The sequence below is a fragment of the Streptomyces indicus genome (genome assembly GCF_900100315.1).
In the GTDB taxonomy this organism is placed as follows: domain Bacteria; phylum Actinomycetota; class Actinomycetes; order Streptomycetales; family Streptomycetaceae; genus Streptomyces; species Streptomyces indicus.
Genome location: NZ_FNFF01000001.1, coordinates 1,295,533 through 1,319,298 on the forward strand (window position 1 = coordinate 1,295,533; position 23,766 = coordinate 1,319,298).

The 23,766-nt window shown below is 71.5% G+C and carries 22 protein-coding genes and 1 riboswitch; of the genes, 15 read left to right on the forward strand and 7 right to left on the reverse strand.

Going from position 1 to position 23,766, the window contains the following annotated elements; all coding sequences use genetic code 11:
- Nucleotides 1–50: 50 nt before the first annotated feature.
- A complete protein-coding gene (locus BLT97_RS05770) occupies nucleotides 51–974 on the reverse strand; it encodes a HipA family kinase (protein ID WP_093607802.1) in 924 nt (307 codons plus the stop codon).
- Nucleotides 975–999: 25 nt separating this feature from the next.
- A complete protein-coding gene (locus BLT97_RS05775) occupies nucleotides 1,000–1,647 on the reverse strand; it encodes a winged helix-turn-helix transcriptional regulator (protein WP_093607513.1) in 648 nt (215 codons plus the stop codon).
- Nucleotides 1,648–1,731: 84 nt separating this feature from the next.
- On the opposite strand from BLT97_RS05775, the gene BLT97_RS05780 reads away from it, so the two are divergent.
- Nucleotides 1,732–2,940, forward strand: coding sequence for a pyridoxal phosphate-dependent aminotransferase (locus tag BLT97_RS05780; protein WP_093607514.1), 1,209 nt, complete (start codon nucleotides 1,732–1,734; stop codon nucleotides 2,938–2,940).
- The gene (locus BLT97_RS05785) at nucleotides 2,937–3,632 is read left to right on the forward strand and encodes a cysteine peptidase family C39 domain-containing protein (RefSeq protein ID WP_093607515.1); all 696 of its coding nucleotides are present in this window, start codon (nucleotides 2,937–2,939) and stop codon (nucleotides 3,630–3,632) included. Before BLT97_RS05780 ends, BLT97_RS05785 begins: the two co-directional genes overlap by 4 nt.
- On the opposite strand, the gene BLT97_RS05790 is transcribed toward BLT97_RS05785, so the two are convergent.
- Nucleotides 3,633–4,148: a LysM peptidoglycan-binding domain-containing protein gene (locus BLT97_RS05790; protein WP_093607516.1), complete on the reverse strand. Its 516-nt coding sequence runs from the start codon at nucleotides 4,146–4,148 to the stop codon at nucleotides 3,633–3,635.
- Nucleotides 4,149–4,295: 147 nt separating this feature from the next.
- On the opposite strand from BLT97_RS05790, the gene BLT97_RS05795 reads away from it, so the two are divergent.
- The 3 genes from BLT97_RS05795 to BLT97_RS05805 all read left to right on the forward strand — a co-directional run bounded on the left by BLT97_RS05795 (nucleotide 4,296) and on the right by BLT97_RS05805 (nucleotide 6,499).
- Nucleotides 4,296–4,931, forward strand: coding sequence for a hypothetical protein (locus tag BLT97_RS05795; protein WP_245769146.1), 636 nt, complete (start codon nucleotides 4,296–4,298; stop codon nucleotides 4,929–4,931).
- A gap of 72 nt (nucleotides 4,932–5,003) precedes the next feature.
- Nucleotides 5,004–5,432, forward strand: coding sequence for an acyl-CoA thioesterase (locus BLT97_RS05800; RefSeq protein ID WP_425442646.1), 429 nt, complete (start codon nucleotides 5,004–5,006; stop codon nucleotides 5,430–5,432).
- A 75-nt stretch (nucleotides 5,433–5,507) separates the two neighbouring features.
- Nucleotides 5,508–5,614, forward strand: a riboswitch (ZMP/ZTP riboswitch).
- 57 nt (nucleotides 5,615–5,671) lie between these two features.
- Nucleotides 5,672–6,499, forward strand: a complete 828-nt coding sequence (locus BLT97_RS05805; RefSeq protein ID WP_093607805.1) for a bifunctional 5,10-methylenetetrahydrofolate dehydrogenase/5,10-methenyltetrahydrofolate cyclohydrolase — start codon at nucleotides 5,672–5,674, stop codon at nucleotides 6,497–6,499.
- Nucleotides 6,500–6,625: 126 nt separating this feature from the next.
- Here BLT97_RS05805 and BLT97_RS05810 read toward each other — a convergent pair whose 3' ends face one another.
- Nucleotides 6,626–7,492: a hypothetical protein gene (locus tag BLT97_RS05810; RefSeq protein WP_176953653.1), complete on the reverse strand. Its 867-nt coding sequence runs from the start codon at nucleotides 7,490–7,492 to the stop codon at nucleotides 6,626–6,628.
- 224 nt (nucleotides 7,493–7,716) lie between these two features.
- On the opposite strand from BLT97_RS05810, the gene BLT97_RS05815 reads away from it, so the two are divergent.
- Both BLT97_RS05815 and BLT97_RS05820 read left to right on the forward strand, forming a co-directional pair.
- The gene (locus tag BLT97_RS05815; protein WP_093607518.1) at nucleotides 7,717–10,164 is read left to right on the forward strand and encodes a polysaccharide lyase 8 family protein; all 2,448 of its coding nucleotides are present in this window, start codon (nucleotides 7,717–7,719) and stop codon (nucleotides 10,162–10,164) included.
- 76 nt (nucleotides 10,165–10,240) lie between these two features.
- Nucleotides 10,241–12,673 (forward strand): polysaccharide lyase 8 family protein, encoded by a 2,433-nt coding sequence (locus tag BLT97_RS05820; RefSeq protein WP_093607519.1) that lies wholly within the window; start codon nucleotides 10,241–10,243, stop codon nucleotides 12,671–12,673.
- A 99-nt stretch (nucleotides 12,674–12,772) separates the two neighbouring features.
- On the opposite strand, the gene BLT97_RS05825 is transcribed toward BLT97_RS05820, so the two are convergent.
- Nucleotides 12,773–14,038 carry a TolB-like translocation protein gene (locus tag BLT97_RS05825; RefSeq protein ID WP_093607520.1) on the reverse strand — a complete coding sequence of 422 codons (1,266 nt, stop codon included), beginning with the start codon at nucleotides 14,036–14,038 and terminating at the stop codon, nucleotides 12,773–12,775.
- A 145-nt stretch (nucleotides 14,039–14,183) separates the two neighbouring features.
- Nucleotides 14,184–15,119, reverse strand: coding sequence for a LysR family transcriptional regulator (locus tag BLT97_RS05830; RefSeq protein WP_093607521.1), 936 nt, complete (start codon nucleotides 15,117–15,119; stop codon nucleotides 14,184–14,186).
- Nucleotides 15,120–15,189: 70 nt separating this feature from the next.
- On the opposite strand from BLT97_RS05830, the gene BLT97_RS05835 reads away from it, so the two are divergent.
- Both BLT97_RS05835 and BLT97_RS05840 read left to right on the forward strand, forming a co-directional pair.
- Nucleotides 15,190–16,170, forward strand: a complete 981-nt coding sequence (locus BLT97_RS05835; RefSeq protein WP_093607522.1) for an NAD-dependent epimerase/dehydratase family protein — start codon at nucleotides 15,190–15,192, stop codon at nucleotides 16,168–16,170.
- 74 nt (nucleotides 16,171–16,244) lie between these two features.
- Nucleotides 16,245–17,129, forward strand: a complete 885-nt coding sequence (locus BLT97_RS05840; RefSeq protein WP_093607523.1) for an aldo/keto reductase — start codon at nucleotides 16,245–16,247, stop codon at nucleotides 17,127–17,129.
- Between the two features lie 10 nt (nucleotides 17,130–17,139).
- On the opposite strand, the gene BLT97_RS05845 is transcribed toward BLT97_RS05840, so the two are convergent.
- Nucleotides 17,140–18,528 (reverse strand): MFS transporter, encoded by a 1,389-nt coding sequence (locus BLT97_RS05845; RefSeq protein ID WP_245769147.1) that lies wholly within the window; start codon nucleotides 18,526–18,528, stop codon nucleotides 17,140–17,142.
- A 309-nt stretch (nucleotides 18,529–18,837) separates the two neighbouring features.
- On the opposite strand from BLT97_RS05845, the gene BLT97_RS05850 reads away from it, so the two are divergent.
- The 6 genes from BLT97_RS05850 to BLT97_RS05875 all read left to right on the forward strand — a co-directional run bounded on the left by BLT97_RS05850 (nucleotide 18,838) and on the right by BLT97_RS05875 (nucleotide 23,733).
- The gene (locus tag BLT97_RS05850; RefSeq protein ID WP_093607525.1) at nucleotides 18,838–20,406 is read left to right on the forward strand and encodes a S8 family serine peptidase; all 1,569 of its coding nucleotides are present in this window, start codon (nucleotides 18,838–18,840) and stop codon (nucleotides 20,404–20,406) included.
- A 191-nt stretch (nucleotides 20,407–20,597) separates the two neighbouring features.
- The gene (locus BLT97_RS05855) at nucleotides 20,598–21,320 is read left to right on the forward strand and encodes a class I SAM-dependent methyltransferase (protein WP_093607526.1); all 723 of its coding nucleotides are present in this window, start codon (nucleotides 20,598–20,600) and stop codon (nucleotides 21,318–21,320) included.
- A gap of 161 nt (nucleotides 21,321–21,481) precedes the next feature.
- Nucleotides 21,482–22,189 (forward strand): polysaccharide lyase family protein, encoded by a 708-nt coding sequence (locus tag BLT97_RS05860; protein ID WP_093607527.1) that lies wholly within the window; start codon nucleotides 21,482–21,484, stop codon nucleotides 22,187–22,189.
- 229 nt (nucleotides 22,190–22,418) lie between these two features.
- Nucleotides 22,419–22,811 (forward strand): hypothetical protein, encoded by a 393-nt coding sequence (locus BLT97_RS05865; RefSeq protein WP_093607528.1) that lies wholly within the window; start codon nucleotides 22,419–22,421, stop codon nucleotides 22,809–22,811.
- Between the two features lie 23 nt (nucleotides 22,812–22,834).
- Nucleotides 22,835–23,353 (forward strand): hypothetical protein, encoded by a 519-nt coding sequence (locus BLT97_RS05870; RefSeq protein ID WP_245769148.1) that lies wholly within the window; start codon nucleotides 22,835–22,837, stop codon nucleotides 23,351–23,353.
- Nucleotides 23,350–23,733 (forward strand): peptidase inhibitor family I36 protein, encoded by a 384-nt coding sequence (locus BLT97_RS05875; protein WP_093607529.1) that lies wholly within the window; start codon nucleotides 23,350–23,352, stop codon nucleotides 23,731–23,733. The genes BLT97_RS05870 and BLT97_RS05875 overlap by 4 nt, the downstream gene beginning before the upstream one ends.
- Nucleotides 23,734–23,766: the final 33 nt, after the last annotated feature.

Below are 23,766 nucleotides of genomic sequence, written 5' to 3' on the forward strand. Positions count from 1 at the left end.
TTTCGGCTGTCCCGCCGTCAGTCCCGCATCCGCGCTTCGCGCGGATCTCCTCAATCGCCGGAGGGGCTGAATGCGGACCAGTCCCGCTCGGCCGCCGGCTTGCCGTGCAGGTTCGGGACCTGCTTGAGCCAGGCCGGGCGGCCCGCCTGGGTGTGTGCGGCCCGGCGGGCGTCCGCCGCCGCCAGCTCGTCCCGCGAGGGGAAGTCGGTCGGCAGCCAGGACGCCGAACTCCTCGCGCGCGCAAGGAGATACGTGACGTACGCGTCCCGTACGGCGTCGGGCGACGCGAAGCCGGGCTCCTCGGCCAGCCAGGCATCGGGGATCAGCGCGACGACCTCCCGCAGCAGCTCCTCCGTCACCTTCGGCGCGAGCTCCGCGTCGGCCGCGCGGGTGTCCGGGCCGTAGCCGCCCAGCGCGTGGTGCCTGAAGTCGTACGCCTTGTCGGGCGCCGCCCCCTCCCAGCGGTGGTGGAAGACGAGCGCCGCTCCGTGGTCGATCAGCCACAGCTTCGGCGGTGCGGTGCCGAAGGTCGGCCACACCATCAGGTTCGAACTGTGCACCGTGCGGTCCACGTTGACCGTCAGGGCGTCCAGCCACACGATCCGCCCGGCCTCCAGCGGACCGACCTCGAACGAGGCCGCGACCTCCGGCGTGAAGTCGACCGCGCCCGGCAGGAAGTCCATGCCGAGGTTGAGCCCGGGGCTGGCCTTCAGGAGGTCCTGCACCTCCTGATGCGGCTCGTCCGCCCCGAGCGCCGGGTCGAAGTGCGCGAGCACCAGCTCCGGGAAGCGCAACCCGAGCCGCCGCGCCAGCTCCCCCACCAGGATCTCGGCGACGAGCGCCTTCACGCCTTGGGCCGCCCCGGTGAACTTGAGGACGTACGTCCCGAGGTCGTCCGCCTCGACGACCCCGGGCACGGAGCCTCCGGTGCGCAGCGGATTGAGGTAGCGGGTGGCGGTGACTTCTCGGAGCACCCGGCCACTGTAACCGCGGGCGATCTCAGCGGCCGAGCGCTTTTGCCAGCGGTCCATCCCCTGTGACCTGGACGTTCCCGCCGCGCACCGCGTCGGCGACGCTCAGCTCGCCGCGCGCGAGCGCGTCCCCCGCGGCCGCGTCGAGGGTGAGCCGTACGTCCGGTGCGTCCGGGCCCGGCCACGGCCCTTCGCCGTACACCGGCTCCCCCGCGTCGACCCGTACATGGAACTGCCCTTCGTCGAGCCGGACTTCCACGGTGCCCGGCTCCCCGAGCGCCGACAGCCCGCGCAGCAGGGGCAGGGCCAGCCAGTGGGCGCGCACGGCGTCGGTGGGGCGGCGCTCGCCGAGCTCCGCGGCGCCCCACTCGCCCAGGGCTTGCAGGACCGGGAGCACCTCCCGGCCCCGGGAGGTGAGTTCGTAGACGTACGCGGACGAGGGGGCGGGCAGCTTGCGGCGCAGGGTGACGCCGGACTGCTCAAGGTCCTTCAGGCGCGTGGCCAGCATGTCCGTGCTGACCCCCGGCAGGTCGGCGTGCAGATCGGTGTAGCGGCGCGGGCCCGCCAGGAGTTCGCGGACGATCAGGAGCGCCCAGCGGTCCCCGACGACGTCGAGGGAACGGGCGACGGCGCAGTACTGGTCATAGCTTCTCCGGCGTGACGAAGGCCTGCTCATGTGTCTCAGCATACGTAAGTTGTTGGACTTTCCAAGCGGGAACTTGGTAAAACCAAGTAACCCTTGAGTCCCTGGAGGCACGCGATGGAGTTCCGGCAGTCGAGCAAGCTGAGCGAGGTCTGTTACGAGATCCGCGGCCCGGTCATCGAGCAGGCCAACGCGCTCGAGGAGGCGGGCCACAGCGTGCTGCGCCTGAACACCGGCAATCCCGCGCTCTTCGGGTTCGAGGCCCCCGAGGAGATCGTCCAGGACATGATCCGGATGCTCCCGCAGGCCCACGGCTACACCGACTCGCGCGGCATCCTGTCGGCCCGGCGCGCGGTGGCCCAGCGCTACCAGACCCTGGGCCTCGACGTGGACGTCGACGACGTCTACCTGGGCAACGGCGTCTCCGAGCTGGTGTCGATGGCCGTACAGGCGCTGGTCGAGGACGGGGACGAAATCCTCATCCCCGCCCCGGACTTCCCGCTCTGGACCGCCGTCACCACACTCTCCGGCGGCAAGGCGGTGCACTACCTCTGCGACGAGCAGGCGGACTGGAACCCGGACCTCGCGGACATCGAGTCGAAGATCACCGACCGCACCAAGGCCCTGGTGATCATCAACCCCAACAACCCCACGGGCGCGGTCTACCCGAAGGAGATCGTCGAGGGGATGCTCGACCTCGCCCGGCGGCACAGCCTGATGGTGCTGGCCGACGAGATCTACGACCAGATCCTGTACGACGACGCCGTCCACCACTCGGCCGCCGCCCTCGCCCCCGACCTGGTCGTCCTCACCTTCTGCGGGCTCTCCAAGACGTACCGCGTGGCGGGCTTCCGCTCCGGGTGGCTGGTGGTCACCGGCCCGAAGCAGCACGCGAAGGACTACTTGGAGGGCCTGACCATGCTGGCCTCCATGCGCCTGTGCCCCAACGCGCCCGCCCAGTACGCCATCCAGGCCGCGCTCGGCGGCCGGCAGTCCATCCACGAACTGACCGCGCCCGGCGGGCGGCTGCGCGAGCAGCGCGACGTGGCCTGGGAGCGGCTGAACGAGATCCCGGGCGTGAGCTGCGTGAAGCCCAAGGGGTCCCTGTACGCCTTCCCGCGGCTCGACCCCAAGGTGCACAAGATCGTCGACGACGAGAAGTTCGTCCTCGACCTGCTCCTGCGCGAGAAGATCCAGGTGGTGCAGGGCACGGGCTTCAACTGGCCGCGCCCCGACCACTTCCGCATCCTCACCCTCCCCTACGCTGACGATCTCGACGCCGCGATCAGCCGGATCGGGCGGTTCCTGAGCGGATACCGGCAGTGAACTCCGTACCGGCAGAGGACTTCTGCACCACCAGCACCACCAGCACCACCAGCACCAGCTGCTCCACCTGCGCCTTCCCCAGTTATACGCAGTTCGCCTCGCCCGGCCTGGTACAGGCGATCGTGTCCGGGGAGCTCGACGCGCGACTCGATCCGGCGTGGCGGGACTCGGGCGCGGCCGACGCCGAGGACTACGCGCGGTGGTGCGGGCACCTGTGCGGGGCCACCTGCCTGCGCATGGCGCTCGGCCCGGCGGCCCCCTCGCTCTTCGAACTGCGGGACGGCGCAGTCAAGTTCGGCGCGTACACCGTGGACGCCGAGGGCGCGATCCGCGGAATGATCTACGCGCCCGCGGTGGATTTCGTACGGGAGGTGTACGGGGTCGAGGCCGAGGTGCACCGGTCACTCACCGTCCCGGAGCTCGGCGGGCTGCTCGACGCGGGCCGGGTCGTGATCGCCTCCGTGCACTTCGCGATCCGGCGGGCCCCCGAGCCACCGCCGCGCCGTGGCGGGCACTTGGTGCTCGTCACGGGACGGACGGCGGACGGCGGCGGCTTCCACTTCCACAACCCGTCGGGGACGGACGCGGCCACGCGGACGGCGGAGCTGCCGGTGGAGGTGTTCGAGCCGTACTTCGCTGGGCGGGGGATGTCGCTGGTGCCCTCGGGGGCGACGGTGGCTAGGAGCGTCTGATCACGGGAGCTCGAGCTCCATGCCCGGCCGGATCAGGTCCGGGTCGGCGCCGATCGTCTGCCGGTTGAGCGCGTAGAGCTCCTGCCAGCGGCCCTGGTCGCCGAGCTCGCGGCCGGCGATCGCGGAGAGGGAGTCGCCGGGACGGACGGTGTACGTGCGGGCCCCGGCGGCGGGTGCGGCTGCGGGCTTCGGCGCGGCGGCTTCCGGCTCGGCGTGCGCGGGCTCGGTCTTCCCGGTGGCGTCCGGCCGGCTCTTCGCGTCCTGCTCGCTCTTGGTGCCCTGCTCGCTCTTCGCGTCCGTCTTGCCCTTCGCGTCCGCCAGCAGCCGGTCCGCGGCGGCCTGGGTGGCGGAGGCCGCGTCCTCGGTGAACTTCGATCCGGCCGGGCCGCTGCTCCTGACGGGCGACTCGGGCGCGCTCGCACCCGCCGAGGCCTGCTCCTGGAGCTGCTCCTTCACGGCCTCGCCGGCACTCTCGGCCTTGTCCCTGGCGCCCTTGAACGCGTCGAAGATTCCCATGCTTCCTCCTGGGGATGCGACCCCCCTCTCCGGCCACTGTGTCCCGGCGGCGGCCCGCGCGCACCGGGAGCCCGGGGGCGGTTGTCAGTGCCGGGCGGCACCATGGCGGTGAGGGGAAAGGCGGCACGGCAGGGAAAGGGGGCCCACGTGACCACAGGCCGGCTGACGGCACCGCTGCGCCGGGTGATTGCGGATGCCGAGGAGGTGACGGGCCGGATCAGCGGGACCGAGACGCAGCTGGAGGCGCTGGTCAAACACGGTCTCGCGTTCCGGCACGCGCGGCCGCCGCGTGCGTACTTCCTGACGCCGGCCGGGCACCGGCTGCGCCAGGAGGTGCTGACCGCGGCACCGCCGCCGACCGCGCGCGCCGCCGAGTCGCCGCGCGGGGTGTTCGCGGCGCGCACCGGCGCGGAGAGCGACCCTGGGCCGGAGGGCCCGGCGCGGGTCCGTGAGGTGCACAGCGCCTGGCAGGGCCTGGTCGAGCTGCGCCGTATGACCAATCCGGACGGTGCCGTGGACCGGCCCTGCGGCTGGGAGCGCGCGCACCTGGTGCAGGCGGCGGCCCTCGCCCTGGAGGCCGGCGGCTGCCGGCCGGGCGTGGACGGCAGCGGCGGTTACGTGGTGTCCGCTACGCAGCAGCCGGAGGCGGTGGAGATACGGGGCGGGGAGCCGGCCGCGCTGTCCTCGTACGCCGAGGTCCTGACGGAGGCGGGCTGGCAGGTCGGCGAACACGGGACGCGCGGCCGCGGACGGGTGCTGCTGGCCTCGCCGCGCCGGGTGTGAGCCGGGCGGCCGGCCGGAATGCCGTGCGGGACACGGCAGTTGGAGCAAGGGGACGACGTACCCGTGGAAGGGATGGACGTGGCAGACGAGTTCTTCGCGCCGGTGACCGTGCGCGGCTATGAGACCGATGTGCAGGGGCACCTCAACCAGGCCGTGTACCTGCAGTACGCGGAGCATGCGCGCTGGGAGCTGTTCGAGGCGGCGGGCATCCGGCAGCAGGACCTCCAGGCGCAGGGCGTCGGTCCGGTCGTCCTGGAGACCACGATCCGCTACAAGCGGGAGCTGCGGGCGGGCGACAAGGTCGAGGTGACCTGCGCGTTCGAGTGGGGCACGGGCAAGACCTTCCGGCTCCGGCAGGTGATCCGGAAGACGGACGGGACGGTGGCTGCGGAGGTGTCCGCCGTGGGCGGGATCCTGGACCTGCGCGAGCGCCGTCTGATCGCGGATCCGGCGGACCGGGTCCGCTCGCTGGCGAAGGATCCGGGGCGCTTCGGACTCTGAGCGCGCCCGGGGGTGCGGGCGGGACGGGCCCCCGCACCCCGCCCGCCCCACCGCCGCGCCCCGTCCCGTACCCTGAAACACGGCCGCGACTGGCGCAAAAAGGTGGAGCACCACCGGGGAGCGGCCCGGCGCACACCTGGCGCCGCAGCACCGCACACCTGCCGCGCGCCTGGGCGATCGAGACCACTGCCGACGCTCAGGAGGACCCTGTGACCAGCGCCCCCAAGACCGCCCGCTTCATGGACGGCACCGCACTCGCCCGCGAGATCACCGAGCGCACCGCGGCCCGCGCCAAGGCGCTCACCGAGCGCACCGGCAAGGCCCCCTGTCTCGCCACCGTCCTGGTCGGCGAGGACCCGGCCTCGGTGACGTACGTGAAGATGAAGCGCAACCGCTGCGCGAAGGCCGGCATCGAGTCCCGGCACGTCGAGCTGCCCGCGGACATCACCACCGAGGAGCTCGTCGCCACCCTGACCGGGCTCTCGGAGGACCCGGACGTGCACGGCATCCTGCTCCAGCACCCGGTCGGCGAGCACATCGACGAGCGCGCCGCCTTCGAGGCCATCGCGCCGGAGAAGGACGTCGACGGCGTGACCATGGCCTCCTTCGCCGCGATGGGCTTCGGCCTGCCGGGCTTCGCCTCCTGCACGCCGGGCGGCATCATGCGGCTGCTGGACGCGTACGACGTGGACCCCACGGGCAAGCGCGCCGTGGTCGTCGGCCGCAGCGCGATCCTGGGCAAGCCCGTGGGTCTGCTGCTGCTCGGCCGCAACGCGACGGTGACGTACTGCCACTCCCGTACGACGGATCTCTCCGAGGTGGTGCGCGAGGCGGACATCCTGGTCGCGGCCGTGGGCCGGCCCGAGTTCATCCGCGGCGAGGACATCAAGGAGGGCGCCGTGGTCATCGACGCCGGCTACAACCCGGGCAATGTGGGCGACGTCCACTTCGCCTCGGCCGCCGAGCGCGCCTCCCTCATCACTCCGGTGCCGGGCGGCGTCGGACCGATGACGATCGCCGTGCTGCTCGAGCAGACCGTGGACGCGGCGGAGCGCCTGACCGCCTGAGTCAGCCCGCGGACGGGTAGGGGCGCGGGACCCGGGGGCCACGGACGGCGAGGGGCGCGGGACCCGGAAGCCGCGGACAGCGAGGGGCGCGGACCCGGAGGGCCGCGCCCCGCACCCTCGACTCGCCTACTCGCGCAGCTCCTTCAGCGTCGCCTTCGCGTCCGCGACCAGCCACTTCTCCACGTCCACGGCCGACGGGACCTTGCTGTCGCCGCTGGACGAGGCGCTGTAGTCGCTCCAGCCCATCCGGAAGGTGAACCAGCCCTCGCGGACGTTCAGCTCCATCCGGTTGAGCTCGTCGTCGGTGTCGCTGGTCTCCGTGGTCAGCCAGGCTTCGTCACCCAGACCGTCCAGCTTGGTGACGATGGTCTTCGAGCCCTCGTAGTCGTAGTCCTCGTTCGACTTGGCGAGGTCGGCGTACTCGGGCTCCGGGTCCGCCTTCTTGTGCCAGGTCGCGTTGTACGTGAGGTAAGTGCTGGAGTACTCGTCCGTGGACTGCTTGTCCTTGAGGTCGAGGCTGCAGTAACTCTGGTCCACGGAGGGGCGCTTGGAGGAGTACTTCGTCTCGTCGTTCTCCTCGGTGCCCTTCTCGTAGCGGTCCTCGAAGGAGGACATCTGGGCGACCGAGCACAGGTCCTTCTCGTACGCGTAGCCGCCGAGGTCCGCGCCGGGCGAGCCGAGGTTGCCCGTGGCGAACAGGGCGCCTGCCCACACCGCGGAGGCGACCACGACACCGCCGATGCCCCACACCCAGCCGGGAATCCCCTTGCGCGGCGCGGGCGGTGGCACCGGCGCACCGAACCCGGGCTGCACACCGGGTGCTCCGGGCATGCCGGGCGCCCCCGGGACGCCCGGAGCCGCCTGCTGCGGGAAGGGCGGCGGGGCCTGCTGGGCGTACGGGTTCTGCTGGACCGGCGCCTGCGGAGGCTGCGGGGACGGCTGCTGATAGGGGTTCGGCTGCGGCGCTCCGCCGGGTCCGGGTATCGATGACATGGGGGGGAATCTATCCGCCGGGACGGGCCGTTCATGCCTCGGGCCGGGACGTGGACAGCTCCCGGGGGCTCAGGACTGAACGATCGAAACGGTCAACTGTGCTCGATCTATTGAGCGTTTGAACGCTTGCGTGCTAGAAACCGCTTACTCCCCACCCCCGCTTGCTCCCTGCCCCGCTTGCCTCCTGCCCCAGTCGTACGTCCCCCCTCCCCCCGGAGCCCTCCATGACGACGTCCTGGTCCCGCCGCGGTTTCCTCGCCACCAGTGGCACCACCGCACTCGCCCTCGGCCTCACCGGCACGCTCACCTCCGGCAGCGCGCAGGCGCTGGCGGGCGGGGCGGCCGAGGACGAGTTCGCCGCGCTGCGCGCCAAGTGGCGGACGCTGATCCTCGGCGAGGGCTTCAGCCCCACCGTGGAACCCTTCAAGTCCAAGCTGGCCGCGCTCGGCACGAACGCCAGAACCGCCTGGGACTCCATGGCCCCGGCGGACGGTTCGCTGTGGCCCGGCATGGTCTACAAGGACCCCGAGCCGGACACCGACCAGGAGTCGTACGGCTACTCGGGACAGATCCAGTCCACCTTCGGCAAACTCTGGACGATGGCCGAGGCGTACGCGCAGCCCGGCACCGGCCTGACCGGGGACGCGGGACTCAAGGACGCGGTGATCACCGGCGTCGAGCACCTGTACACGCAGGTCTACAACGAGAACCAGGCCCGCTACGGCAACTGGTACAACTGGCAGATCGGCGCCCCGCACGCCCTGATGGACATCGCCGTCCTGCTGTACGAGCACTTCACGCCCGAGCAGATAGCCAAGTACTGCCGCGCCGTGGACCACTTCGTGCCCGACTCGGTCATGGACAACTACACCGGCACGAGCACCGGAGCCAACCGTGTCGACCTGTGCCGCTCCATGATCCTGCGCGGCGTCGTCGGCGGCAGCGCGCAGAAGATCACGCTCGGCCGCGACTCCCTCTCCCCCGTCTTCCCGTTCGTCACCAAGGGCGACGGGTACTACGCCGACGGCTCCTTCATCCAGCACACCTCGATCCCGTACATCGGCGGGTACGGAGCCGTGCTCAACGACGGGCTCGGCCGGCTCTTCGCCCTGCTGCGGGGCACCGGTTGGCAGGTCACTGACCCGGGTGCGCAACAGTTCCTCGACACCGTCGAAACGGCGATCGCGCCGTTCGTCTACAACGGCCTGATGATGGACAACGTGTCCAGCCGCGGTGTCACGCGCGGTCTGACCGAGAGCGACCCCTTCCAGCTGCCGCAGGACGACCACACCAGGTCGCACGGCGTGATGGGCTCGATCGTGCTGCTCGGCAAGGGCGCGAGCCCCGAGCAGCAGGCCCGCTGGAACGCGATGGTCAAGGGCTGGATGCGCCGCGACTACTACGGCACGGCCCTGGAGGACCCCAAGCTCAGCTTGTTGCGCACCTCGCAGCTGTACGAGCTGGAGGCCGACGACTCCGTCAAGGCGGCGCCCGAGCCGGTGGAGCACCGGGTGTTCTGGAACATGGACCGCGTCACGCACCGCCGCCGCGACTGGGCGGCGTCCGTGAGCATGGCCTCCACGCGCATCTCCCACTACGAGACGGGCAACGGCGAGGGCCTGCGCATGTGGCACACCGGGTCCGGCTGGCTCCAGTGGTGGGGCGCCGACCACGGTCTCGAGCAGTACGCGGACCACTACTGGCCGACCGTGGACCCGTACCGCCTACCGGGTGTCACCGTCTCGAAGAAGCCGCTGACCGACGGGCAGGGCGGCGACTGGGCGGGCCCGAGGCCGGACTTCGCGTGGGTGGGCGGGGTCACGGACGGCGAGTTCGGCACGACGGGACAGCATCTGCGCGGGATCTTCTCGACGATGAGCGCGAAGAAGGCCTGGTTCTGGCTGGACGACGCGATCGTCTGCCTGGGCGCCGGGATCACCTCGGCCGACGGCGCGGGCGTGGAGACGGTGGTCGACAACCGCAACCTGGGGGCGTCGGGCACGCCCCGCCTGCTGCTCGACGGCCGTCCGCAGTCCACCGCGCAGGGGTGGAGCACGCGGCGCGAGGGCACGGGATGGGCGCATGTCGAAGGACACGCGGGCTACGTTTTCCCGGGCGGTACGACGCTGAACGTGCTGCGCGAGGAGCGCACGGGCGCCTGGAAGGACATCAACCGGGGCAGCTCGCCGAAGCAGTTCACCCGCCGCTACCTCACCCTGTGGCAGGACCACGGCACGGACCCGGCCGACGCCTCGTACGCGTACGTCATGCTGCCGGGCGCGAGCGCGGCCCGCACCGCGGCCCGGGCCTACGACCGCGGCTGGCTGGAGATCACCGCCAACTCCCCGCAGCAGCAAGGGATCCGGGTGCCTTCGCTGGGCTTCACCGGGATCAACTTCTGGGCGGCGGGCACGGTCGGCAAGGTCACGGCGAGCGCACCGGTGTGCGTGCAGATCCGCGAGAGGCGCGACGGCACGGCCACGATCAGCGTCGCCGACCCGTCCCGTACGGTCACCGGGCTCACGCTGACGTGGAAGCGGCCGGTCAAGTCCGTGACGAGCAAGCCCGGTTCGGTGACCGAGGCGCGCACCGGCCGCGAGCTGGTGCTCACCTTCGGTGATCTGAGCGGCAGTTACGGCGCGACGCAGAAGGTCCAGGTCCGCACCGCCTGACGGCGGTTGCCCTCTGGGCCCCCTCGCCCCCTCCCGCTCGTCCCCCTCCCCCTCGGCCCATTCTCCGGAGACCGCAATGACGCGTTCCTGGTCCCGCCGTTCCTTCGTCGCCGCCGCCGGCGCCGCCTCGCTCGGTGCGTTCGCGCTGGGCACCCCGCTGTTCGGCGGGGTCGCCCACGCGGCGACCGAACACGACACGCTGCGCGCCAAGTGGCGGACCCTGCTGCTCGGTTCGGGGTTCAGCCCGACCGCCGAACCCTTCAGGTCCAAGCTCGCCGAACTCGGCGCGAGCGCGAGCGCCCACCGCGCGAACATGGCCCCCGCGGCCGGTTCGCTCTGGCCCGACCTGGTCTTCGCGGACCCGGAGCCGGACACGGACCAGGACTCGTACGGCTACTCGGGCCGGATGGCCGAGAGCTACATCCGGCTGTTCACCATGGCCCAGGCGTACTGCCAGCCGGGCACGGGCGTCACCGGGGACGCGGCGCTGAAGACCGCGATCCTCACCGGCCTCGACCACCTCTACGCGCGGGTCTACCACGAGAACCAGGCGCGCTTCGGCAACTGGTACAGCTGGCAGATAGGCGCCCCGCAGGCGCTGCTCGACACCTGCGTCCTGATGTACGAGCACCTGTCGGCCACGCAACTCGCCGACTACTGCCGGGCGGTGGACAAGTTCGTCCCGGACTCCGCCGTCGCGAACTACACCGGCACCTCGACGGGCGCGAACCGCGTCGACCTGTGCCGCGTCCTCGTCCTGCGCGGCGTGGTCGGCGCGAACTCGGCGAAGATCGCGCTCGGCCGTGACGCGCTCTCGCCCGTCTTCCCGTATGTCACCAGCGGCGACGGCCTGTACGCGGACGGCTCGTTCATCCAGCACACCACCGTTCCCTACACCGGGAGTTACGGGTCCGTGCTGCTCGGCGGGCTCGGCCTGCTCTTCGCTCTGCTCGCCGGCTCGACCTGGGCGGTGACCGACCCGAAGCGGCAGATCGTGTTCGACGCGGTGGAGAACGCGTGGGCGCCCTTCCTCTACAACGGCCTGATCATGGACGGCGTCTCGGGGCGCGCCATCAGCCGGGGCATCTCCGCCACCGACCCGAAGGCCGTGATGCACAGCGACCACTTGCGGGGCCATGCCATCCTCGCGTCCATCGTGCTGCTCGCCGAGGGCGCGAGTGCCACGGAACGGGCGCGCTGGCGCGGCCTGGTGAAGGGCTGGATCCAGCGCGACTACTACAGCCCGCCGCTGCAGAACCCCTCCCTGAACGTGGTCGGCCTGTCCCGCCTGCACGCGGTCGCGAACGACGGCGCGGTGAGTGCGCTGGCCGAGCCCGTCGGCCACCGGCTCTTCCCGTCCATGGCCCGTGCCACGCACCGCCGCCCCGGCTGGGCTGCGGCGGTCAGCATGGCGAACAAGCGGATCACGTACTACGAGACCGGCAACGGCGAGAACCTCCGCGGCTGGCACACGGGCTCCGGGATGCTCTACTGGTGGGGCTCCGACTACGCCAACGGGCAGTACAGCGACGCCTTCTGGCCCACGGTCGACCCGTACCGCCTGCCGGGGATCACGGCCTCGCGCAAGGTGCTCGCGGACGCGGCCGGCGGCGACTGGGGCGCCTCGCTGCCGGACGTGAACTGGGTGGGCGGCGCGACGGACGGGCAGCGCGCCGCGCTCGGCCAGTATCTGCGCGGCCTCCAGTCCACGCTGATGGCGAAGAAGTCCTGGTTCTGCCTGGACGACGCGATCGTGTGCCTGGGCGCGGGCATCAAGTGCACCGACGGCGCGGTGGTCGAGTCGACGGTCGACAACCGCAACCTCGGCCCGTCCGGCGGCAGCGGCTTCACGGTCGACGGCACGCTCAAGCCCGCCACGTATCCCTGGTCCGAGACGCTGACCGGGGCGAAGTGGGCGCACATCGGCGGCCACGGCGGGTACGTGTTCCCCGGCGGCGCGACGGTCAAGGCGCTGCGCGACTCCCGTACCGGCAGGTGGAGCGACATCAACCGGGGCGGCGCGACCACCGCACTCAACCGCAAGTACCTGACGCTCTACGTCGACCACGGGACGAATCCCACCGACGCCTCGTACGCCTACCTGCTGATGCCGGGTGCGAGCACGAGCCAGACCGCGGCCCGTGCCGCCGACACCGCCTGGGTGCAGATCCTCGCCAACACCGATGACCAACAAGGCGTCCGGGTGCCCTCGCTCGGGTTCACCGCGGTCAACTTCTGGTTCGGCGGGACGGTCGGGACGCTGACCGCGAGTGCGCCCTGCTGCGTGATGATCACGGAGAAGGCGGACGGTACCGCGGTGGTCTGCGTGAGCGACCCGATGCGCATGCAGACGGCGCTGACGCTGACGTGGCACCGGGCCGTCGCGTCGGTGGTCTCGAAGCCCTCGACGGTGACCTCGGCGACCACCGGATCCCAACTGAAGCTGGAGTTCGGCGACTTGAGCGGGACGGCGGGGGCCACGCAGAAGGTGACGGTGCGGCTGGGGTGAGCGGGCGTCCGGGGTGAGGGGTGGCCGCCCGCCGGGGCGAGCGTACGGCCGCCCGCCGGGGTGGCGGGCGGCCGTGGATCGCTTGTCTGCTCGCGGGGGTCAGCGCAGGCGGAGCCGGAACACGTCGTCCGCCGCGTTGGTGTCCCCGGGCACGAGGTCAGTGGCCCCGGAGCTGAAGACCACGGCGCCGTCCGCGGTGAACGCGGCGTACCCGACGTCCCCGTACTCGCGCCCGTCAGCGTCCACCGGGACGAGCAGCTCGGACGGGCCCGTGCCGCTGACCTCGCGGACCCGGATCCCGCCGTCCCGCCAGGTGCGGTAGGCGACATGGCGTCCGTCGGGGCTGATGGCCGCGGGCGAGCGGGTGGAGAAGTCGGCCTCGCCGCCGTGGTCGCTGTGGACGCGGACGGCCGTGCCCGTGCGCAGGTCGCGCACGAAGACGTTCCAGCTCTTGTCGTCGTCGCCGGGCACGATGTGGTCGTCGGCCGACTCGAAGGCCACGTACCGCCCGTTGCCGCTGATGACCGGGTTCTGCGACTCGCGCTTCATCGGGGTGCCGTCATGGCTGACATCCGCGCGGGTCAGCGTGCCGGTCCGGCGGTCGCGTACGTAGACCTGCGCCCAGTCGTCGCCGCGCGGGCCGTTCGTGTAGTTGTACTGGTACGCCACGAAGCGGCCGTCGTCGCTGATCGTGGGGCGCAGTGCGGCGCGCGGCTGCCAGTCGGGGCGGTCGTGGCTGACCCGCTCCGTGACGTTCTCCTTCAGGTCGCGCACGTAGATCCGGCCGCCGTCGTCCACGGTGGGCTCGGGCGGATAGGCGGCGCTGAAGGCGACGTACCGGCCGTCCGCGCTGATCACGAACTCCGAGACGTAGGCGCCCTGGTAACCCTCGGGGATCTCCACGTCCACCCGCTCGGGGCGCGTGTCGCTGCCGAGGCGGTGCACGAAGTGCCCCTGCTCGCCGTCGACTTGGCCCTCGAACAGGACGTACTTCCCGTTGCCGCTGAGCGTGGCCGTGAGGTCGGACCCGGCGGCGACACCGGGGATGACGAGCCGCTTCACCGTGCCGCTCCTGAGGTCCTTGAGGAACCACGGCAGTCCCGCCGCGGGCTTCCCCTTCTCGAGGTTGCCGGCCTGCGAGCGGAACAGGACCGTCCGTCCGTCGCGGCTCACGGACGCCTTGCCGCTCGCCGCATCCGCCTGGGCGCCGCTCTTCGCGGTGCTGATCCGTTCGTACGCCGCCTGCTGCGGTGCGGCGGCCCCATTCTGATCCGCGGCATCGTCAGCGATGGCGATCGGCGCGACGGACGCGGTGAGTGCGATGGTCAGCGCGGCGACTGTGGCCGCGCGGTTGGAGCTGGGCATGCGTATCCCCCGTAGCCCTCGTTTCCCCCGGCCGTGCGCCGAGGACTCATAAGCATGCAAACCCACCTCGCGTCACAGGGTCAATACGCGCCTTTCAGTACAACCCGGATGGCCGCTCATGCGTCCGCCCGGAACCCGGGGCCGCTCAACTCTCGGCCGGAACCGTGTGGTTGAGGGCGTGCGGAAGCGCCGCCGCCTGCTCGTGCAGCGCCTCCACCAGCGTCTCGGCCTGCGGGTGCACGCGTCCGCGCAGGGTCGCGACGCCGAGGTGCCGGGCCGGCGCGGGTGGCCGGATCGGTACGGCGCGTACGCCCTGGACGGCCGGGGTCAGCGCGATCGACGGGATCAGCGAGACGCCCAGGCCCGCGGCGACCAGGGAGCGGGCGAAGAAGTAGTCGGTGGTGGTGCTGCGCACGTCCGGGGTGAAGCCGGCCCGTTCGGCGTGCCGGCGCAGGAAGTCCGCCGTCTTGAGGCAGCCGAGCACCCAGGGTTCGGCCGCGAGCTCGGCGATGTCGAGGAGCGCCCGGCCGGCCAGCGGATGGTGCTCGGGCAGCACGACATGCAGGGGGTCGTCCATCAGTGCGCGCCATGCGAGCCGGTCACCGGGTCCGGAGCGGTCGGGCAGCGGCCCGTCGAAGTGGTACGCGAGGGCCAGGTCGACGGCGCCCTGGCGGACGAGCGGCAGGCTGTCCTCCGGCTCGGCCTCCCTGACGTGCACCACTGTGCCCGGGTGCGCCGCGGCGAGGCGGGTCAGGGCGCCGGGCAGGAGGAGGCGTCCGCCGCTGCTGAACGTGGCGACGGTGAGCTGGGTGCGGCCGGTCTCCAGGCGGTCGACCTGCTGCCGTGCGTGGGCGAGCTCGGCGGCCACGGACTCGGCGGCCCCGACCATGATCCGCCCGGCCGGGGTGAGGGTGACGCCGCGGGTGCTGCGGGTCACGACCTCGGCGCCGAGGCTCCGTTCGAGAGCGGCGACATGCTGCGACACGGCGGAGGGGGTGAGCCGCAGCTCGGCCGCCGCGCGGTTGAAGCTGCCGTGTTCGGCCACGGCACGCAGGACCCGGAGACGCTGCACATCGATCAACAGTTTTCCTTTATACGCATTCAGCAAGTGGCCACTTCTGCTGATGACTGTAGGGGCCGAGGATGACGGCATGCAACGCAACGAAGCCACCCACACCGGCCGCCACCTGCGGATCTGCGTCATCGGCGGCAGCCGCTACTTCGGCCGCCTCCTCGTCGAGCGGCTGTACGCGGCCGGCCACCACGTCACAGTGATCAACCGCGGTACGAGCCGTCCGCCCGCCGGGGTCGAGCACCTCGTGGCCGACCGGGACGACGAGGCCGCCCTGGTCGCGGCGCTCGGCACCCGGACCTTCGACGTGGTCGTCGACCAGGTCTGCTACACCCCGGTGCAGGCGGAGATCGCCGCGCGGGCGTTCCGCGGCCGCGCCCGGCGCTATGTGATGACCTCCACGATCGAGGTGTACGACCCCGCGACCGCCGAGCTGCCGGCCACGGCGCCGGACACCTTCGTACCGGAAACGGCCGTGGACCCCGCGGACTGGCGGGTGCGGACCGACCTGCCCTGGCAGGACGCGGCCTACCTGGAGGCGCACTACGCCGAGGGCAAGCGGCAGGCGGAGGCGGTGTTCACGCGGGACGGCGGGTACGCGTTCGCGAGCGTGCGCAGTGCGCATGTGCTGGGCGGCGGGGCGCTGGAGTTCACCGGCCGGCTCGCCCACTACGTGGACCGCGTGCGCGCGGGAGCGCCGGTCGCCGTGCACGCCGAGCCGCTGCCCAGCGTCTTCATCCACTACGAGGAGCTGGCCCGGCTGCTCCAATGGGCCGCCGCCGAAAGCGAGTTCACCGGTGCGCTGAACGCCTGCTCGGACGGTGCGCTCGACGTGCGCGACCTGGTCGGGACGATCGCGGAGCGGACGGGCCGGGAGCCCGTGTACGAGACGGTCGCGAGCGGCGGCTCCGCCCCGGTCTCGCCCTTCTCCTTCGACCGGCACTACGCGATGAGCAACTCCCGTGCGAAGCAGCTCGGTTTCCGCTTCTCCGCCACGCGGGACTGGCTGCCGGAGGCCGTCGACGAGGCGCTGGCCGGCACGCACCGGCAGTACGTCTGAGACGCCCCAGCCTCACTGCATTCGGCCGTATTCCACCGCCTTCCCCCGCATTCCACCGAGGAGCGAACCACCCCATGCAGTTCCGCCGCATAGGAACCACCACCGTCAGCGCCGTCGGCCTCGGCGCCATGCCACTCTCCATCGAGCACCGCCCCGACGAGAGACGCGCCCTCGCCACCGTCCACGCCGCGCTGGATGCGGGCGTGACCCTCATCGACACCGCCGACAGCTACCACTGGCACGCGGGCGAAACCGGCCACAACGAACGGCTGATCGCCCGCGCCCTCGCGTCCTACGGCGGCGACACCTCGGCGGTGCTCGTCGCGACCAAGGGCGGGCGCGGGCGCCCCGGAGACGGCAGCTGGACGGTGAACGGCAGACCGGAGCACCTCAAGCAGGCGGCACAGGACTCCGCACGGCGCCTGGGCGTGGAGGCCGTCGGCCTCTACCAGCTGCACAAGCCGGATCCGCACGTGCCGTGGGCCGAATCGGTGGGCGCCCTGCGGGAGTTGCTCGACGCGGGCACGATCCGCGCGGCCGGGATCTCGAACGTGACCGTCGAGCAGATCCGTACGGCGTACGACCTCCTCGGCGACGGACTGGTCTCGGTGCAGAACCGCTACTCCCCCGCCGTGCGCGACAGCGATCCTGAACTGCGGCTCAGCGCCGAGCTCGGTCTGGCCTTCCTGCCGTGGAGCCCGCTCGGCGGGATCGCCCGCAGCTCGCTCGACGGTCCCTCGGGCGCCACGTCCGCCGGTACGGCCTTCCACCGTGTCGCCGCCGCGTACGGCGTCAGCCCGCATCAAGTGGCGCTGGCCTGGCTGCTGTCCCGGTCACCCGCCGTGATCCCGCTGCCGGGCGCGAGCCGTCCCGCCTCGGTCCGAGACTCGGCGGCGGCTGCGGATCTGCGCCTGGACGAGGCGGAGTTGGACCTGGTGGACACCGAACGGCTTGGTTGATCAGTGGAGTTCAGCTCTTGGTGGCCGCTCCAGGACCCGGGCCTCGCAGGACCCCGGTCAGCGTGCCGGTGGACGCGACCGCGAGGACCGAGAAGCCGACGATCAAACACGTGGCTGTCACACCGAGACCGGCCGCGGCCGCGGTGACCACGCCGGCGCCGAGCGGGCCGAGCGCGGTGTGGATCGTCCAGAACGCCGAGGTGACGCGGCCGAGGAGATGGCTGGGAGTGACCTCTTGACGCAGGGACATCGAGCTGATGCCGGCGATGCCCATGCACATCATGGTGACGAGCAGGAGGGCGCCCACCGTCGGCACGTTGCCCGCGAGGCCGATGCCGGCGACCGCGAGTCCCGCGAGCGCGGATCCGCCGATCCACACGACACCGAACGAGAGGCGCCGGCGGATACGGGCCACCGCGGCCGAGGCGACGAAGGAGCCGACCGTGCCCGCGGTCAGCACGTAGCCGACCGTGCTGTCGTGGCCGCCTAGGTCGTGCTTGACCAGGTAGATCACCAGGTCCGTGAGTCCGTACATCAGGAAGGAGAAGAGGGAGAGCAGCAGCGTCAGGGGGCGCAGGACGGGGTGGGCCCAGAGGAACCTCGCACCGGCCAGGAACTCCTCGCGCACACCGCCGCGCCGGCGCTCGGCACCGTCAGCACCGCCTTCCTCCACTGCCCCGTCCGCACCTTCGGCTCGGTCGGCTCCCTCAGCTCGCTCGGCTCCTTCCGGACGCGGCCTCGCATCGAAGCGTACGAACAGGATCCCGAGCGCGGAGACGGCGAAAGTCGCGGCGTCGACGCCGATCGCGGCGGCCGGACCCGCGGTCGCGGCCACGAACCCCGCGAGGGCGGGGCCGGCCATTCCGGCGGCGGCGTAGGTGGCGAAAAGGTGACCGTTGGCCTTGGTGATCTGATCGCGTCCGACCAGCGCGGGCACGACGGTCACGTAGGTGACCTGGAAGAGCATCGAGAAGCAGCCGGCGACCGGAACGATCGCGTAGACCAGCCAGATCGGCTCGCCGCCCAGCCAGGCCAGCGGGATCGAGAGGTAGAGCAGACAGCGCGCTCCGTCGGCGAGCATCAGCAGCCGTCTGCGGTCGAACCGGTCGGCGACGACACCCGCGAACAGGCCGGTGACGATGGAGGCGACGCCGGTCAGCGCCGTGACCAGGCCCATCTGGAGCACCGAGCCGGTGGTGTGCAGCACGAGGAGCGGCAGGGCGACGTACGAGAAGGAGTCGCCGAGCGCGGAGAGCGCCTGGACGCCGAGGAAGGTGCGGTAGGAGGAGTTGCGCCACAGGCCGCCAGGCGCGCCGCCGGCCCGCTGCCGATGCCGAGGCTGCTGCCCATGCCGATGCTGAGGCTGAGGCTGCGGGGCGGATATGTCCTCGGACGGCACGCGGCTTCTCCTCCTGCACGGCGACGGGCGGGAGTTCATCCCATCACGCGGCGGCGGGGGTTCCGCGCTCGGCCGTGAAGGTTCTGCCCTCGGCAGAGGCGCGGGTGATGACGATGTGTCATGTCAGGCATATGGCAACCCTGTTACGTAAGTGCAGGGCCCTTGCGGGATTCCTATGGACCCGTCAATCTTTCGCACAGCGACGTGGCCGTCACGGATTGACATGACCATGGCGGTGTTCGTCGTGTGCTCCACGCACCCCCCGCACCACCCCCCACCAGTGCACCATCCACGAGGAGGACCCCTCAGATGGCACAGATGCGTCCCGCACGTCGAAGACTGGCAGGCATCGGAGCGACGGCCGTGGCGGCCCTCGCCCTGGGACTGGTCTCGGCTCCCCACGCAGGCGCGGCTCCCGTCGGCAAGATCGAGAACGCCGGCGCCGAGGGAGCGATAGCGAACAGCTACATCGTCACGCTCGACAAGGACGCCGCGAAGGCCGGCTCCGAGAAGGGCAAGGCGCTCGCCAAGGAGTACGGCGCCCAGATCGAGCGCACGTACCAGAAGGCGCTGAACGGCTACGAGATCGAGGCCACCGAGGCCGAGGCGGAGCGCTTCGCCGCGGACCCGGCCGTGGAATCGGTCGTGCAGAACCGTACCTTCAAGATCACGGCGACCCAGCCCAACCCGCCCTCCTGGGGCCTGGACCGGATCGACCAGAAGACCCTGCCGCTGAACCAGAGCTACACGTACCCGGACAAGGCCGGTGAGGGCGTCACCGTCTACGTCATCGACACCGGTGTCCGCATCAGCCACAGCGACTTCGGCGGCCGTGCCTCGTACGGCTACGACGCGGTGGACAACGACAACACCGCACAGGACGGCAACGGCCACGGCACCCACGTCGCCGGCACCGTCGCGGGCACGTCGCACGGCGTGGCCAAGAAGGCGAAGATCGTCGGCGTCCGCGTGCTCGACAACAACGGGTCCGGCACCACCGCCGGAGTCGTCGCGGGCATCGACTGGGTCACGCGGAACGCGGTGAAGCCGGCCGTCGCGAACATGAGCCTGGGCGGCGGCGCCGACTCCACGCTCGACGCGGCCGTGCGCAACTCGATCGCCGCGGGCATCACGTACTCGCTGGCCGCCGGCAACGAGTCCACCAACGCCTCGACCCGTTCGCCCGCACGCGTCACCGAGGGCATCACCGTCGGCGCGACCACGAGCAGCGACGCCAAGGCGAGCTACTCCAACTACGGTTCGGTCCTGGACATCTTCGCCCCGGGCTCCTCGATCACCTCCTCGTGGCACACCTCGGACACCGCCACCAACTCGATCTCCGGTACGTCGATGGCGGCCCCGCACGTCGCGGGCGCGGCGGCGCTGTACCAGGCCGAGAACCCCACGGCCACCCCGGCGCAGGTCCGTGACGCCCTGGTCGCCGCGGCCAGCACGGGCGTGGTCACCAGCCCGGGCACCGGCTCGCCGAACGCCCTCCTGAACGTCGGCTCCGGGGGCACCACCCCGCCGCCCGGCAAGGCCTTCGACAACGCCACGGACTACGCGATCGCCGACAACGCCACCGTCGAGTCCCCGATCACCGTCAGCGGCGTGACGGGCAACGCCCCGGCCGCGCTCCAGGTCCCGGTCAACATCGCGCACACCTACATCGGCGACCTCCAGGTCCAGCTGATCGCTCCCGACGGCACCGCCTACACCCTCAAGGGCTACGGCACGGGCGGCAGCGCCGACAACATCAACACCACGTACACGGTGAACGCCTCCGCGGAGACCGCCAACGGCACGTGGAAGCTCCGCGTGAGCGACAACGCCCGCTACGACACGGGCAAGATCGACTCATGGGGCCTGCGCTTCTAGCCCGGGCCACCTCGCGGGCCCCGCGCCTTCGAGCCCTCCCCGGCTCGTAGCACGCCCGCACACCATCCCGTGAAAGCCGGCCGCCGCCCTGTTTGTGGGGCGGCGGCCGGTGCTGTGCGTGCGCCCGCCGAAAAGGCACCGCCACCCGTGGGCATGCTGTCCTGCGTCCACCGACCGGGATGGAGGAGTCCATGACCGACCTCACCTCGGGCAGCGGTGTCCCGAGCACGCGGGAGACCTGGACCCGTTACGGACAGATCCAGCTCGACCGCGGGTACATGCCGCCCGTGCCCGAGCGGCTCGACTGGGGCTTCTGGGCCGGTGTCGGCCCGGGCACCGAAGTGCTGGGGCCGGTGCGCGGCAAACGCGTGCTCGACATCGGGTCGGGGCCGGGCCACCACGCCGTACACCTGGCCCGCGACCACGGCGCCCGCGTGGATGCCGTCGAGCTGTCCCCCACTCAACACCGGCGGGCGATCACGCACTTCGGCGCCGAGCCCGGGGTGCGGTTCATCAACGCCGACGTGGTCGAGCATCTGCGGGCCGCGGATCCGTACGACGCGGCGTACGGTCTGCGGACCTTCGGCTGCATCGACCCGCGCCATCTGCTGCCGTCGCTGCGGGACGGGCTCCGTCCGGGCGCACCCCTCGTCTTTTCGGCTCTGCACACCGACGCCGAAGGACAAGGGCCGTCGTCCGTCGTCGTTCCTCGCCAGGGGACGATACGGATCAAGGGGCAGGAGCCGATCCCGAGCCAAGGCTGGGCCTTGGCCTCGCAGCTCTGGGAGGAACTGCTCGTCGGCCACGGATTCCGTGTGGAGGAGAGCCAGGTGCTCCACGCGCCCGAGCCCGACAACCCGGTGGCCGTGCATCTCATCCGCGCACGGCGCGCTCCGGGCACCGTGGGCCGGTAGCCCCGACCCGTAGACCGACCGGGTACCGCTTCGATCGAATCGATCAATTCGCCCTGAACGGTGGCTCGTTCGATCGATCCCTGTTAGAAAACGCTTGCTCGTTCGCCCGCGGCATCTCCGCCGCGGGCGGGATTCCCTCCCAACCCCCGAGGAGCTTCCGTATGCGCAAGCGCACCGGCACCGTCACCGCCGCCGTCGGGGCCCTGGCCCTCGTCACCGTCTCCCCCGCCCACGCCTCCGTCATCTGGGACGGCGATGCCTCCGGGGGTACGGGGGTGTTCTCGTCGATCCTGTGCGAGTCGCCCGGGAGTGTGGTGGCGCAGGACAACCACGACGGGCGGGGCATGGTCTTCAAGTTCAACAAGCCGCTGGGGCTGGAGCGTTGTGAGGCGCACGGGATCACCGTGGGCGGGTCCCGGTACACCTTCCGGAACGACTCCACGTACTGGATCGGCTGGGACACCTCCACCAACACCGACGACGCCGCCACGATCTTCCAGTGGAAGTCCTACGGGACGGGTGAGCAGCACCAGCAGAACTATCCCGTGCTGATGAAGGTCGAGGGCGGAGTGCTGAAGCTGTTCCACATCGAGGTCGGCGAGAAGTGGACGCTCAAGTGGTCCACGCCGGTCCCGGTCAGCACGTACAAGCGGATCGTGCTCGGCATCACCACGTCGAGCGATCCGGCGAGCGGCCGCGTGCAGGCGTACTACAACGGCACCAAGGTCGCCGACTTCCACGGCCGCACCTGGGACGACCTCGGCAACGACACCCGCTTCGGGGTGTACGGCTCCGAGGTGAAGGACAAGCGGGCGATCAACTGGATCGACGGGCTCAAGGTCGGGACCACGTATGGGGATGTCGACTGAGGGACCCGGCATCAGTAGTGCCGTCCGCCGCGCGGTCCGTTGACGCGGTCCGGTTGTGCGCCCCGGCGTGCGCCGGACCGCCTTTTCGTGGCCGTACGGGAAAGGTGTGCAGGTCGGGGCGGCTGCGGTACGACTGTTCACCGCTCAGGGTGAGCTCGCGCTTGGCGTCGGCGGGGTGTGGGGAGTTGACGGTCTGCCCAGCTCTCGACCAGTTGTCCAGGGGGAACCCGTGCGACTCCGTACCGCCCTGTCCGTCGCGGCCGCCGCCGCCTTCGTCATCGGTCCGACCACGATCGCCCCGGCGCAGGCCGGGCAGCAGCCCGCCCTGATCCGCGGCGAGGTCTGCTTCTGGCCCGAGCCCAACATGATGGGCCCGGGCGGCGGTTGGTGCTATTCCGGCACCGGCTACACCGATGTGCCCGCACGGATCCACGACCACGCCGGGTCGTTCGAGTCCCGCAGCGACGACACCGTGTACGCGATCGACCACCCCAGGTGGGGCGGCTGCACCTACCGCACGATCCCGGGCCGCGCGTACGACATGGACTGGCGGGCCGACGACGACTTCGGCAACAAGATCGACGGGGTCTCCGACAGCAAGGGCGACTGTCAGCCCGGCTGACGGCAACGGATCGGCACGCAGTGATGCCCCGCACCCTCCGTGGCGCCCTCGCCCGCCCGTTCGTCGCCCTCGCCCGCCTGCTCGTCGTCCTCGGTCTGCTCGCCTGTGCGGCCGGCTGTGCGCAGACCCGCGCCCGGCCGCTCACCCCCGACGACACCGTGCGGGCCGCACAGCTTCTCCTCACCGACCGGTGCCTGCGCGCGCAGGGCCTCGCCCCACCGCGCCCCGGACAGCCGCCGCCGTCGAAGGCGGAGCAACGGCGCGTCGTGACCGCCCTGTTCGGTGCCGGCCGTGCGGAGCTCCGGGTGGAGCTGCCGAACGGCTATGTCGTACGCCGGCACACCGACGGCTGCCTCGCGGCCGCGCAGCAGCGGCTGTACGGCGATCAGCCGAGGTGGTTCGCGGTCTCGACGACCGTCGACAACCTCAAGTCCAAGGCTCCGCAGCCCGATCGCGCCGCGTACGCGGTGCTGCGCGAGAAGGCCCTGGCCAATGCCCGGGCCGTACTCAACTCCGCCCGAACGAAAGGAACTTCACCATGAAGCGACCCGTCTCCCTGCTCGCCGCCCTGCTGCTCGCCGCGGGCGGCGCCCTCGCCACCGCCTCGCACGCGGGGGCCGCGGACTGTCCCAGCGGGGAGTTCTGCGCATGGACCGAGGCCAACTACGGGGGCCAGCGCATGAACGCCTCCGGTGACGACGGCTGGTGGGAGAGCTACATCGCCGATGAGGACTCCTCCTGGGCGAACCACGGCATCTCCGGTCCTGGCGTCAAGGACCATGTCCAGGTCTATGAGCGCTCGACCAGCCATCCGCTCGGCCGGGGCGACATGACCATCTGCCTGCGCCCCGGCGACGAGGTGGGCTACAACGCCACGGCCAACGACCGCGGCGACAGCCACACCTGGGCCATGGGCTGCTGAGCCCGCGGCAGCCGTCCGGGGCCCGGCGGACCC

Coding starts and splice junctions, on each gene's coding strand:
- BLT97_RS05825 (WP_093607520.1), bottom strand. CDS start 14,038: ATGCCCAGCTCCAACCGCGCGGCCACAGTCGCCGCGCTGACCATCGCA.
- BLT97_RS05810 (WP_176953653.1), bottom strand. CDS start 7,492: ATGTCATCGATACCCGGACCCGGCGGAGCGCCGCAGCCGAACCCCTAT.
- BLT97_RS05860 (WP_093607527.1), top strand. CDS start 21,482: ATGCGCAAGCGCACCGGCACCGTCACCGCCGCCGTCGGGGCCCTGGCC.
- BLT97_RS05775 (WP_093607513.1), bottom strand. CDS start 1,647: ATGAGCAGGCCTTCGTCACGCCGGAGAAGCTATGACCAGTACTGCGCC.
- BLT97_RS05790 (WP_093607516.1), bottom strand. CDS start 4,148: ATGGGAATCTTCGACGCGTTCAAGGGCGCCAGGGACAAGGCCGAGAGT.
- BLT97_RS05835 (WP_093607522.1), top strand. CDS start 15,190: ATGCAACGCAACGAAGCCACCCACACCGGCCGCCACCTGCGGATCTGC.
- BLT97_RS05875 (WP_093607529.1), top strand. CDS start 23,350: ATGAAGCGACCCGTCTCCCTGCTCGCCGCCCTGCTGCTCGCCGCGGGC.
- BLT97_RS05850 (WP_093607525.1), top strand. CDS start 18,838: ATGGCACAGATGCGTCCCGCACGTCGAAGACTGGCAGGCATCGGAGCG.
- BLT97_RS05855 (WP_093607526.1), top strand. CDS start 20,598: ATGACCGACCTCACCTCGGGCAGCGGTGTCCCGAGCACGCGGGAGACC.
- BLT97_RS05815 (WP_093607518.1), top strand. CDS start 7,717: ATGACGACGTCCTGGTCCCGCCGCGGTTTCCTCGCCACCAGTGGCACC.
- BLT97_RS05800 (WP_425442646.1), top strand. CDS start 5,004: ATGGACGTGGCAGACGAGTTCTTCGCGCCGGTGACCGTGCGCGGCTAT.
- BLT97_RS05805 (WP_093607805.1), top strand. CDS start 5,672: ATGGACGGCACCGCACTCGCCCGCGAGATCACCGAGCGCACCGCGGCC.
- BLT97_RS05780 (WP_093607514.1), top strand. CDS start 1,732: ATGGAGTTCCGGCAGTCGAGCAAGCTGAGCGAGGTCTGTTACGAGATC.
- BLT97_RS05840 (WP_093607523.1), top strand. CDS start 16,245: ATGCAGTTCCGCCGCATAGGAACCACCACCGTCAGCGCCGTCGGCCTC.
- BLT97_RS05820 (WP_093607519.1), top strand. CDS start 10,241: ATGACGCGTTCCTGGTCCCGCCGTTCCTTCGTCGCCGCCGCCGGCGCC.
- BLT97_RS05870 (WP_245769148.1), top strand. CDS start 22,835: ATGCCCCGCACCCTCCGTGGCGCCCTCGCCCGCCCGTTCGTCGCCCTC.